Below are 11,758 nucleotides of genomic sequence, written 5' to 3'. Positions count from 1 at the left end.
CTCTTTTATATATCTGGATGTTAAAAGTTCTAAGGCAATACTGCGTGTCGGCTGTATTGTCTGCTTTTTCATGTGTAGTGATAACGATCTGATATGTATAATAACTGGGGTATAAAATTCACAGATGTGCTGTGAGTATTTCCGTTTGAGAGGTGACATTTTGAGTCAGATATCTTTTGACGAACTGGCGACATCTTTTAGATATCAGGTCGTAAAAACCTGGTTGTTTCGTTCAGGCCTTCCTCAGTCGAAAGCTGCACTACTCTTAAGTGCTGAAGCTCACGATTCTGGTTATGTGAAAGAACCTAAAAAGCTATCGGGTTCTATGCTTGCTGCATGGGGGAAATCAAGATCTACGCCATACTGGGCTGCTGCCGCTGCCCTCAGCTTGTTGTTGAAAGATGGTTGGATACCCTCAACATACTCGGAATGGGCTGGTACGGCTTATTTGCTAGTCAGAGAAAAGGACTCGGATGACCTTGATGACTACTTTCATTTGCTCCCTGAGAATGCCGACAGAATGCTGGCTGCCGGATGGATTTGGGCTGCAATCATGGCTCGAAAATTTTTCGTATACGAAAAAAAAAGCTATACGGATGTCCCAGGTTAGTTTTCAGACCCGATGATGAAATTGTGAATATGGATGAAAAATAGACTTCGCTTTAGTACTATATTTCCATATAATACCTATTATTCGAATATTTGGGCGAGCTATGTACAAACAGGAAATGGAACATCTCTTTCGAGAAATGAGAAGCGGTAGTCCGGCAATGGTGGTAACACAGGATTTATCAGCTTTCAGATTTCGTAAACCTAACCATGCTTTTAGGGACTGGGTTTATCACCTCAAAAGAGGAGAGCGTTTGCCACGTGGACGTTTTTTCATTGGAAAAAAACCAGGAAGACCAACTGTGATAGTAGATGATTTTTTTATGACTAAATTTTCTAGTAATTATTATGAGAGTTAAATATGAAAAACGCAGCAGTGCGAGTTATGCTTGATGACAATGGATATTTCTCAATTTGTGAGACTGTATCTAATAATAATTATTTAGTTGTTTTTTTTGGTGATGTCTCTATTTGTGTCGATAATAATGCGAGGGATTTTGCCAAGGGATGTATGAGGGAAGGTGCTAACGTTCTTGCGATAAATATGGAATCATCGTTGAGAAATCAATCTGTTTATCAAGAAGGGAAACGAAATTATAATTATTTTTTATTAGATACTCTTGATTCAGCTTCTTTGAAAGACCGTAGTGATGTATTGATTGCCAAAAATTTATTACTCGTTGGTGATTATTGTATAGCCAGTATTCACGCCAATTCTGAACGTGATGTAATTGATAGTCTTAATTTTTTAGCAAATAACTGAGCTGGTTATGACAGATCAAAATGTTCTAAAATCCATATACTGAAATAAAAGGAAAAACTACAGATGGTTAACGAGAATCTAACACCGGAAGGGTTTGCCAGGCAGTTAGAAGGGGTTGGATGTTCTGGATTAGCGCAACTTTATACTACTAGCCCAGTAGCAAAGATCCTCGACAGTCTAGGACTGAAAGTCTATGACCTCTCCTCACTTGACCAGACGGATAGCTTGATCGTTGGCCGTATTTTTGAGGCAGTTCAGGAATATGCGATGTATCACGATAAGAATCCTCGTTTAGAAAAACAATGTGAACATATTCTTGATTTAGTTCGCCAGCATCTTAACACAGGTGATTTTGTTGAATAACGGGGAAGTTAGCTATGGAAACTAAATTGTCAGGAATTGATAAAACAGTGCTGGATATTGATAAAATTAGAGGTGCTCTGAAAAGTGATCTCGAAACAGTACTGGCATCTCTATCAAAAGAAGAATACAAAGCTGCAATGAAAGCATTATCTAACGGTAAATTCAGTATGGAAATTCCCTCCGCTCCATTTTTTAATAAAACCAATGGTGAACAATTATGAATAAATGCATTAATTTTTTAAAATACACTGTATTAATCCTTTCTACAATTACTGCTGTTGGTACTTTTAATGCTTCGGCAGATACTTTATCTGCAACTGGCAATACTCAAAGTGAAAGCGTCTATGCGCCAAACTATGGCGTTTTTGAGTACACCGCACCGGATTCACTGATTAAATCGGTGAAGCTATTGGATAAGTTCGGTTTTAATTCTGCTGTGGTATCTGAAACTCTGAATTTAAATTCATATCAGGGAAGTGTAATCATATTTAAACCTGATGTTGGCGGTAAAGCGCTATCATATGATGATGTCTTTGATGCGTTAAAAAAATATATGAAGCCAATTAAGTTTTCTGAAACAGATGCCATTGTCGTTAAAAACACCCCTCTTTCTGTAAATGAAGGAGGTGTAATGATTAAGCAGGATTACCAGGTATTATTTAATGGTGAAAGTGCGCAAGGTACGCAACCATTCCAGATCCCCGAAGGTGGCCTTGCGTTGACGGTGGTCAAGATGAACAATGGAAAATTACTCCTGATCACAACCACACCATGATCTGACTAAGGCCGCGAATGCGGCCTTTCCCTTGCTCAAAATTTCTCACCGATATTTTTCGTACCGCAAACACCCTAAGCGTCTGTAAAAAAACAATTCACTGAAACGCCAGCAACGCGCTGCAGCTGATGGCCAACGTTCCCTGATTCTGCGACCGCACCAGATATTTTGAACAATATTCCCCACGCTCCGGGCGACGTGTCTGGGTAGATCCCCGCGCACTGGTCGCCAGCGGCAGCGGCCTGTTCCCGGCTCCGGGTTAATTTGCCAGGCACCTGGACATACAGCCTATTCTGTCCAGTTCTGCTGGCTGGTTGGTGTATGGCTTGGTAAACTGGAACTATCTACTGGAGGCAATTACATGTTAAAGAAAGCCAAAACCCATAAGGCAATTATTTCTGTGGTCGCCTTACTTGCCTTTATTTATTGGGGACTTGATCCCGAAACTATTTGTAAGGTTGCCAGTGAATCCCCTCAAACCTGCGGTCTTTCCGAACGGGGTTTGATGATGAATGCACTTGGTTCTGGCTTCGCTATGATGCTAACTGCGATGGCTGCGGCAATACTTGCATTGTGGGTCAGTAAAGATTGAGGATTAACATCCTGCACTAAGGCTGCTTGAGCTGCCTTTTTTATGCCCCTCGTTTAATTCCCCGCACCACATTGGACGTTCTGGTGTTTCTGTCCAGTTCTGCTGGCTGTGTATGATCTGACCTGTTATATTTGCTGTATGGAAATCTTAATCGTTCTTGTCATCGCCGCCATACCTGCTGCTTATGTGGTATGGGTCCGCTATTTCCGCATTTTCCCTCTGTCCTATTTCGGTATTGAGAATGTACAGCGTGTCGCTAAATGGGAATCCACGGAATGGCGCGAACAGGTATTTACTCGCGGGGGGATGACCAGAAAAGAATGGCTCAGGGTTAATACCCGTCAAATCGAAGCTATCAGTGCAGAACTACGCCGCCGTAATTTGCTCAAATGACAGATAGTGAGCGTGTCACATTATTTAAATCGCCCGAATAATAGTGATATTGATTGTTCTGAGAGGTATTGATGATTACTGTTACCATCAGTGAGACTAATGGCCGCCGTAAATGGTCACACCGCACCCGAACAACGGACGCACTTACTGCCATCATCCGGACTATGAACAAGCATTTTCCGCAGTCGCACAATTTCATCCCTGATGATGTAGATAATGCCCCCTTACTGTTCGCGGCCGTGGCCAGCACTCCGGATGTAGTAGTAACCGGTCATATCTGGAAACCCATGTGGCATAGGGGAATTCGCTGGAACGTCAAAGGTACTCCAGTAACCGTCACGCTCCATAATAATGGTCTCAGAATAGCCCACGAAGATGAGGTGAAGGGTCTGTTATAATTCAGCTGACGCTCGTGCCAGCCGGGACGTAAATGTGCTTCTGGCCCGCGCCCACAAAAAAAGCCGCTTTCGCGGCTGTTTGACCAATTAGGTTATTTATCAAGCCACGCCGTCACTACCCAGCCACGTTGAGCTTCATTTTGTCGCGACTCTTTTTTCAGCTTTCCCACGCATCGCGCCTTTCAGCACCTGCACAGGATCGTCTGTTTTTCCATGCAGCAAATCCGCGCCGGTGATGGCCTGCGGAGTTTCCACTGAAATATTTTGCGGCATCAACGAGGAGATCACCTTTTTATAGGCGTTTTCGGGGTCGTTATCCCAGATAGTATGGATAGTTTTCACGCCGACACTGAGGGTAAAAGTGGCGCTGATACCATCCAGGCTGACTGTTTGCACCACGCCCTGTGCCGTTCGCTCGCGCATTCCTTCTATAACGTCGTCCACAAAGCGGTTCCACACACTGGAATGTGTGCCATACACCACCATTCCCCGGCATGTATCCATAGCAAATCGAGCGATACATTCTTTCACGTCAGGCTCGCGAAGATGGGTGGTAACTCCCCTGCTATCAAAGATGATTACGCCACCCTGGGCGCTCTCTACGAGCCTTTCGAGATCACTTTTGGTGACGGCCTCAAGCCCTTTGCGGATTAGTAGGCGCAGGAGTTCAGACTCTTTGACGGGGTGCTGTAAAAGGGTTACGGCGGCGACCATTTTCTTTTCAATCGCTGCCCAGGTATCGTTATCAATATGTTTGGTTGGCATCTGTATGCCTCCTTGTTTTTGAGATTCTAAAATATTAGAAAACACACTGCATTACCATATAATTTTCTAAATATTTAGAATGTGCGCACAAATCATTCGCTTTTCCTGTTACCTGGACGTTCAGGTGATTCTGCCCAGAGAATTTAGTATGGCGGCCAGAACCATTGAGTAACCATATCGTACCCATTCCATATAGCTCCGATACTCCCGATAATCATTGCTGACATGGAATACAACCATTTATGCTTTCCCACAAATCGCTTTGCCTTTTCAGACCAGCTAAGCGATGCCTCATACGACTCAATCAGATTAATCCAGTGCTTAATCTGCTGTTTATAATAATTCCAACTATTCTGGGCTGCATGTTCGTGAGATGGCAGTTTTGTTCTTCTGGAGATCCAGCAGCAAAGAGCAGGAGGTTTAATTTCTGGTAACTCTTTTACACCAAATTCAAAGCGATGCAGGTTAAGATATTCGACAATCACGCGCTGTTCATCAGCGGTAGGACCAGACCGGGAATAAATATCGTTCAGTTGAGCCAGTGTCATAATCGCGTACTCTTGTGGTTGATGAGTTAGATTATATCACCACCAGATTTTTTACGGGGAAGTGACACTGTGAAGCCCATTTATAATAAACTTCATCACTTGAACATAAGAGTTATTCTGTCCGCAATGTTACAGCGGTATTCGTGATGCTCCCGGAGGGAGCAAAATGTCATAATGGCCATGTTTACTTTCGTATCGCCGGATGAACGCGCTTACCTGTTTTTCCAGTAGCCCAAACAATGCAATAAGCTCACTGATAAGCCCTGCCACATAGCCTTCATCAATGATGATACGGTGTCGAATCAGCCTGATATCTTTTTTTTGTTTACAGTAGTTTTCTATATCAGCAAGCCGTTCCGCTTTGTGATTATCTATTTCACCTTCGGAATGAACCAGTACATGTCTGATTTGCTCCACTTTCAGCATATCTTCCCAGCCTTTCCACAATTCTCCGCCCGGGTTCATATCAAAAATGGCTTCGCGCCGCAGAAATTTCCTATACTCTTTAATGCATGGGTTACTTAAAGAGTAGGTTTTACTCATATCTTGTGGAAGCAGCATGTTTATTTCGGTGCACAACGTTTTGATTTGATGTTCGAAAAAATTATAAAGAGTGATAACCATTGCCTTACGATGCATAGGGGGGTAAATATTACCAAATTCCTGAATTTCCTGACTGTAATTATCAATTATGTCTTCGTGATATTCTTTGCTGCTATTCTCCAGCCTTCGGCCTATTTCATCACTGAGTTCTGCATTACTTTTTTCAATATTATTTTCAGAGTATTTATTATATGCCGCGTAATTATGGAGATCTATTGTTGTGAAATGACAAAGATGAAAAAGGGTCGAACCGAAGAAGTCGATAACATTGGGGTAGCGAAATTCAGTATCCAGTTCCATACATATCCTTCATCGCATGACAGCCTTATGCCGTTGCCGGTAACAGGCATTATCATAATTCCCGCCCGGATTGGACGTACAGTACTTTCTGTCCAGTTCTGCTGGCAGTACTGGATCTGGCCTGGTATCATTTTCCTGTGTTCATTAATTAAGCGGTGCAAATGATGGAATATTTCAAGATTTTCAGTACTGGAAAACAGCAGTGGTGGAGCCAGGACGGGTTAGCATACACCGATGAACAACATGCCGGATTCTGGCCTGAAAGTTCGCTGGGAGTGATGGGGCTGGATGAGACTCAAACCGCCGTTCGGTTTGTTCCACCCGCGCAGACGCTGGCGCTAATTGACCGTGGACTCTATGAGTTTGGCGAGCTCACTGCTGTTGACGGATGCAGCAACGGTGAATCTGAGCGCATCGAGCTGCGCCGTGAACGTAATGAACTCTGGCAGCGTGAAATTAACGATATGGAAACTGAAACCATCCTGCCCTATAACCCAGCCTGGATGCACCAGATCCCCCAAGACTGAGCCGCGAAAGCGGCTTTTTAATACTCCTCGTTTAATTCCCCGCGAGCCTGGACATTCAGGTGATTCTGTCCAGTTATACAGCGCTGTCCCGTTTTTATCCCCCATTTCTGTGGATAATCAATATGTAGTAGTTTGTACAGATGCGGTCGCTACCAGATGTTGTAATTTGAAATTGGGCATCATTGCTACCAGTCCCAATGGTAATAAAACGCTAAGTATTTAGTTGTTTTGGATTTAGACATGATGTACAGTAAATTCATTGGTGTAGTGAGGCTTAGGCAACCTGTCAGTAACGCGGCAAAACCGACTAGTCACTATTTGTAGCTACATTGATGTTAATGTCAGCGTTGCGTTACCGCTGATTCATAAACCCGCAATTAGCGGGTTTTTTTGTGCCTGAAAAACACTGTGGCGCATGCTAGAGCATGCAGATGACTTTGGCCACGATTGCGGCTCTGCAACAACTGACATCCTTCATCGTTTTGTTATTCTACCGGCCTTCTTCCTCTATAAAATTTTCAAAGGAGTAAGTTTGACAATCTCATTGAGCAAACGGCCTGACACTGAACTGGCTCATTTAGCCTGGTGCATACTTGTGGCCATAAAGATTGCCCGACGCGAAGGAAAAGCTCTGACCGCACTACAAACCCATATATTTATTATGCAATGGCTCTCAAACGCTCAGAAACGCAAAGTGTTTCCAAAGTCGCTGGCGCCAGACATCCTGTGGTTACTGGACCAGGGAAAGCGCTATGGTCCCGCAGCCCGGCTTTTTAGTAAGGTTGAGTATATCTGGCTGGCCAGTTCTGGTGAGCTTAGTAGCCAGAGTGTTCTGTTTCGCTTCACCTGCATGATAGATACACTTCGGACAATGGGATGGCAGGATTATCTGTTATCCGATGCGGAGTGGCAGAGCGGCTGGAAATCTGGCGCATCAACGCCGGCAGTTTATACGCAGAAAAACTCCCTTCATCACTCATTCACTGAGTCTGGAAAGCTTGTTAAACCACTTGAGATCCGTTTGACGGGAGATTCTGACGGTATTTATCCATTGCTGGAGCAATGCAGATTAACAGTTGGCCAGTTACCAGTTAGTCATGGCTTCGTAACTCTTGTATTGAAGCCTGATGCTGAGAAGTAAAAGATGTATCCGGGTTGGTGTGAGTAAGTGTGCATGCAGTAGGGTCCCAACAATATTTATCCACCGATGAATAACCCCCAGTGGTCTGGCAGCGCGGGGGATGTGTCGATGTAAATGTTGAATCTGTCAGGCCCGTCGGTTTGGTCTCTGAGCTGTATCTGTGAGATCAGTGAGCCTCCTTCTATGGCCTTGCTGATGCAAGGCCATCAACATCAAAACTAACTTACCGCTGTGATTCTTCCTTCGATCAGTTGGTATGGTGTGTTTGGGAGGAGGCCATTTTGGCCTATACGGGCGATTGTTGTTTCCAGTTCGTTACCCAGCCACCATGTGAATCGTATCTCTGAGTTTTCACCGGCAGTGACTGTGGAACATGGCCCTACTATGATGCTTGAATCGATACCGGCAATAACTTTTGAGAAATTCCCTGCATCAATTTTGCTTGAAGAGCCAGTGTTTATCTCACATTGATGACGGCATTGAATGAACGAGTCTTGTCCTGCTTTGATTTGGCAGCGATCTAATGCAAAGGCCGAAACTCTATCGCCTGCAGATAGCGAGGTAGCGTTGGAGAGTGTGATAGAGCAATCATGCCCGCCACCAATAAAAACGGTTTTAGTCATACCAGTCCTGTGTACATGTTAAAGGCACACCAGAAACGGGTTCCAGCCGAAACTGGTGGCGAACTGAACGTGTTTGGAACACCCGCATGTACACAGGCCGCAACTTAATGCGACACGCCCAGCCCGCCATTACAGGGGACTGTTGTACATGTGAGCGGGGTTCCAGCCCGACCATCAATATGGATGGATTTGTTATAGAATACCGAAAACTACATTTTTAAACAATAACTTGTGCGCTAGGTTTCTGAAAACCATTTTCGATGAGAGAGAAAGCCTTTAGGCCCAAAAATGTAATTGCAGAAGAAGCAGCAAAAGCACCTAAGTAATATCCATTAGCCATTAGTGTTACCGCCGCGGCAACGTAAAAAATAGCAGTTAAAGCGAAAATCGAAAGTACTTTTACGGCAGACATTTTCCCGAATCTCAGAGAGTGTCCGATTAACGTTGGTGCAACAATGAATGTGCCAATAAATGCGCCAACAAACGGAATTGCACAAATTAAAGATAAAACTAAACAACCGAGGTTATTTAACTTGGTAGGTAGTTTTTTCATAATTCACACCATGTCCTTTTGATTTTCTTTAATTATAGCATGCACTTAGTGGAGGAACAATGCCTCCACTAATAATTTTATTTATGTTTTATTTGATCCCGTTTTTAGGTGATCCTGTTGCTGAGCCTCCTGTTCCCGCTTTATTTGCGGAATTTCTACCTCCATTATTAAATCCAGTTTCTGTTTTACTCGCAAATACATTAACCGATTGTCCTGCTTTATCTGGCATTTCTCTTCCAAGTGCAGCTGCCATGTGTCCACCAACCCAGTTGATAACTTGATCGGGGGCAATGTTAATGAGAGAAAATGAAATCGAGACTAATGTAATTGCCGTCGAACAGTATAGGATTAAGTAGCCAATAATAGTTACGATGCCTGTCAGAGAATCGAATTGTGCATTTGCCATCGCTATAGGGATTGATTTGTTAAGAAGGGTCCCCCCAATAACAACTATACCGCCGCCAAGAAGAAAACCACCAACCATTAATATTGGCCTGAACATTAAGTTAAGTAAAAATATGTATCCATGCATGGTTTTTTGACCCATTCCTTCACCATTACCTAAAAGGTGAGTGAATGCCCAAAGTGCAGAAGCAAAAATTCCTTCTCCTACAATGATAAGGTAATTAACGCATGCAGCAATCCAGATTAAGAATGGCATTAGCGGTATGTATATCGACAGGGATATTCCTGCACCAATGAGCATTATAAGGCATATGGCGACATAAGGATCTAAAGTATCACCAACAGCTTTGATTGCAGCTCCAACTCCGCCAAGTTTATTTGCAACAGTCCCTAATAAAGACTCATTTGCACCCGCAATAAATGCCTTTATTCCTGCATATGTCGCTAGGCTGGCTTCCGCAGCAGTAATGAGGGTATCGCCTAAATTTTTCATGGCTATGACTGGATTGACTTGACCGCTATCATTTTGTGATTGGTTGATAAGTGAGGTCGTTATGGATTGTCCTGCAGTATTAAATACATAAGAAAGTAAGCTAGACGCATCACTTATATCATTTGATTCGAACGATGACTTAGCAGTTAATATTCCTGCATTAGTGTTATCAGTCACGGATTTTTGTGCGTGATAAGCACTTATAGCTATTTGATATAAATCTGACGTTACTGGTATTTGTCCTGTTGAGAGGCCAAATGCAGAACCTTTTGCAGCAGCCGAGTTCCCCACTCTATTGTTGGCAACAGCCAGTGTCTGATACCAGCTCCCTAATGAAAACCACCCCTCGGACTTGATGGTATCAGCCACTTGACTTGTCAAATTTTGAAGCTGACTGTTTATGTTAGATGAGCGGATTGCAGCTGTTACCTTATTTTCATAGATTTGACTTGCAGTCTGAATTATTGATTCAGCATTAACCAGGTTGCTGTTTTCGTCTTGTTGTCGAGATATTACACCTTGAACGAACTTTTGGGCCCCATCACGAAGGGATCTTTGCATTTCATTAAGACCTTCGGTGTGGGCGTTTCTGATAGCGGTTACGTCAATTTTGGAAGATAGCCCAAGTTTCGAAAGGAGTGATTCATTTTCGTCAATAGCGATCGTTGCCCCGCCACATGTAAAGCTTTTTGATTTAAGAATGAAACCATTTTCCATTGGGGACTGGTTAATGTAATCCGATGAGAAAACAATTCCTCCTGAATTGTTTTGTGCGTCCAGACTTGCGTTGATCCCAAACATACACATATTGGCTTCGAACAAGGATTTGGCCAACGTAACAGTAGATGGGGCGACCGGCTGCAGTACAAATGTTTGACCAGCCATAAACGCGTCGACCGTTGCATCAGTACCAAGATTTGCGCCACCAACCCCTACTTTTGCTGCAGCATATAACATGAGAAGCGCGCTAAGGCTCCATCCATTTGGTAGCGGGGTTAGCATCGAGAACGCGGCCAGAATGCGTATCGGTGCCCAGAACGAACCTTGCTCCCTGTCCATGTATTGACCATCGTGCGCTGTTCTGGCCGTTTTCTGCAAAACTAGATAGCCTCCAACGCCGGTGCCGACAATGAGAAGTGTCGAACTAAAAATTTTGAGAATTTGAGATACCAGACTATCGCCACCATCCTCGACGATACCGTTTAAGGGGTTATTAACAATCTGGCCAAACAGCGTCACCATCGCCTGGCGGCTGATATCCGTACCCCTATCCGCGGCGGTTGTCAGGTCATCGAGATTTTCTGCATAGGAGATAATTGGGGCTCCAAGTGTGACAATCAGTAATAGCGTCATCAAAGACATATGTGTTGCCGGTTTAAACCTGGGATTTATCGTGTCCAGGTACCATCGGGTTTCGTGTCTGAAATCACTAAAACTCCCATTTTCCTCGCGACTCAGGCGCTTATTTACTATTTGCCACATCCGAAACTGCGATGGCACCGCATAAAGTGACATAGTAAATGCGGCAATAACCATAAGCAGTCCATACAGAATGGATGCCATAAAAACAGTAATAAGGCCTGTGATGAAAATGGTGTAGACAATCATCAGAATGAATCTTTTTTTAAGTAGCAGTTCCGCGTGCAACTCTTCAAGAGAAAATAACTCACCGCGCTGTGCGGCAAGCTTTTCAGCCTGCGCGACAGATTCAGCAAATGACGTTTCGAAGTTCACGGTATGTCTTTTGCGAGAGTCCAACTTTTCGCGTATTTCTCCCTGCAGTTGAGAAATCAACTCACGCTGGTTGTTATGTGTGCGATATAGGCGACGAACCGTCAGGGTCAGAGGCAATAATGGCAACCATATAGGTGCCGTAACCACTTTTCCAATACGTTTAATATTCATAT

Annotated in this window: 17 protein-coding genes; 11 read left to right on the top strand and 6 right to left on the bottom strand. The window is 43.7% G+C overall.

The features are described 5' to 3' along the window. Positions 1 to 160 precede the first annotated feature (160 nt). From JQN59_RS26605 to JQN59_RS26565, 9 genes are all read left to right on the top strand, one after another. The gene (locus tag JQN59_RS26605; protein ID WP_204528246.1) at positions 161 to 610 is read left to right on the top strand and encodes a hypothetical protein; all 450 of its coding nucleotides are present in this window, start codon (positions 161 to 163) and stop codon (positions 608 to 610) included. A gap of 118 nt (positions 611 to 728) precedes the next feature. Then, the gene (locus JQN59_RS26600) at positions 729 to 968 is read left to right on the top strand and encodes a hypothetical protein (protein WP_239484238.1); all 240 of its coding nucleotides are present in this window, start codon (positions 729 to 731) and stop codon (positions 966 to 968) included. A 2-nt stretch (positions 969 to 970) separates the two neighbouring features. Beyond that, on the top strand, positions 971 to 1,372 hold the full coding sequence (locus tag JQN59_RS26595) for a hypothetical protein (protein WP_204528245.1): 402 nt from the start codon (positions 971 to 973) through the stop codon (positions 1,370 to 1,372). 63 nt (positions 1,373 to 1,435) lie between these two features. Next, on the top strand, positions 1,436 to 1,735 hold the full coding sequence (locus tag JQN59_RS26590; protein ID WP_204528244.1) for a hypothetical protein: 300 nt from the start codon (positions 1,436 to 1,438) through the stop codon (positions 1,733 to 1,735). A 14-nt stretch (positions 1,736 to 1,749) separates the two neighbouring features. After that, positions 1,750 to 1,956 (top strand): hypothetical protein, encoded by a 207-nt coding sequence (locus JQN59_RS26585; protein WP_204528243.1) that lies wholly within the window; start codon positions 1,750 to 1,752, stop codon positions 1,954 to 1,956. After that, positions 1,953 to 2,510: a hypothetical protein gene (locus JQN59_RS26580; RefSeq protein ID WP_204528242.1), complete on the top strand. Its 558-nt coding sequence runs from the start codon at positions 1,953 to 1,955 to the stop codon at positions 2,508 to 2,510. The genes JQN59_RS26585 and JQN59_RS26580 overlap by 4 nt, the downstream gene beginning before the upstream one ends. Positions 2,511 to 2,871: 361 nt before the next feature. Next, entirely contained in the window at positions 2,872 to 3,102 is a 231-nt protein-coding gene (locus JQN59_RS26575; protein ID WP_204528241.1) for a hypothetical protein, read from the top strand. 138 nt (positions 3,103 to 3,240) lie between these two features. After that, complete coding sequence (locus JQN59_RS26570) at positions 3,241 to 3,495, top strand: hypothetical protein (protein WP_204528240.1); 255 nt, start codon at positions 3,241 to 3,243, stop codon at positions 3,493 to 3,495. Between the two features lie 71 nt (positions 3,496 to 3,566). After that, positions 3,567 to 3,893 (top strand): hypothetical protein, encoded by a 327-nt coding sequence (locus tag JQN59_RS26565; RefSeq protein WP_204528239.1) that lies wholly within the window; start codon positions 3,567 to 3,569, stop codon positions 3,891 to 3,893. Between the two features lie 135 nt (positions 3,894 to 4,028). On the opposite strand, the gene JQN59_RS26560 is transcribed toward JQN59_RS26565, so the two are convergent. The 3 genes from JQN59_RS26560 to JQN59_RS26550 form a co-directional block, all read right to left on the bottom strand. Beyond that, positions 4,029 to 4,703, bottom strand: coding sequence for a hypothetical protein (locus JQN59_RS26560; protein WP_204528238.1), 675 nt, complete (start codon positions 4,701 to 4,703; stop codon positions 4,029 to 4,031). 98 nt (positions 4,704 to 4,801) lie between these two features. Then, entirely contained in the window at positions 4,802 to 5,206 is a 405-nt protein-coding gene (locus JQN59_RS26555) for a hypothetical protein (protein ID WP_204528237.1), read from the bottom strand. 129 nt (positions 5,207 to 5,335) lie between these two features. Further along, positions 5,336 to 6,109 (bottom strand): hypothetical protein, encoded by a 774-nt coding sequence (locus JQN59_RS26550; protein WP_204528236.1) that lies wholly within the window; start codon positions 6,107 to 6,109, stop codon positions 5,336 to 5,338. Positions 6,110 to 6,270: 161 nt separating this feature from the next. Between JQN59_RS26550 and JQN59_RS26545 the strand changes: the two genes are divergently transcribed. Both JQN59_RS26545 and JQN59_RS26540 read left to right on the top strand, forming a co-directional pair. Beyond that, positions 6,271 to 6,636: a hypothetical protein gene (locus tag JQN59_RS26545; RefSeq protein WP_204528235.1), complete on the top strand. Its 366-nt coding sequence runs from the start codon at positions 6,271 to 6,273 to the stop codon at positions 6,634 to 6,636. Positions 6,637 to 7,051: 415 nt separating this feature from the next. Further along, entirely contained in the window at positions 7,052 to 7,777 is a 726-nt protein-coding gene (locus tag JQN59_RS26540) for a DUF2913 family protein (protein WP_204528309.1), read from the top strand. Between the two features lie 218 nt (positions 7,778 to 7,995). Here the strand turns inward: JQN59_RS26540 and JQN59_RS26535 are convergent, their stop codons facing one another. From JQN59_RS26535 to JQN59_RS26525, 3 genes are all read right to left on the bottom strand, one after another. Then, entirely contained in the window at positions 7,996 to 8,400 is a 405-nt protein-coding gene (locus tag JQN59_RS26535) for a hypothetical protein (RefSeq protein WP_204528308.1), read from the bottom strand. A 217-nt stretch (positions 8,401 to 8,617) separates the two neighbouring features. Beyond that, positions 8,618 to 8,953: a hypothetical protein gene (locus JQN59_RS26530; protein WP_204528307.1), complete on the bottom strand. Its 336-nt coding sequence runs from the start codon at positions 8,951 to 8,953 to the stop codon at positions 8,618 to 8,620. 88 nt (positions 8,954 to 9,041) lie between these two features. Then, on the bottom strand, positions 9,042 to 11,756 hold the full coding sequence (locus JQN59_RS26525; protein WP_204528306.1) for a DotA/TraY family protein: 2,715 nt from the start codon (positions 11,754 to 11,756) through the stop codon (positions 9,042 to 9,044). Between the last annotated feature and the right edge of the window lie 2 nt (positions 11,757 to 11,758).

Origin of the sequence: Citrobacter sp. B72 (assembly GCF_016894305.1) — a bacterium.
Lineage (GTDB): Bacteria > Pseudomonadota > Gammaproteobacteria > Enterobacterales > Enterobacteriaceae > Citrobacter > Citrobacter portucalensis.
This window is presented reverse-complemented; position numbering and strand designations above follow the sequence as displayed.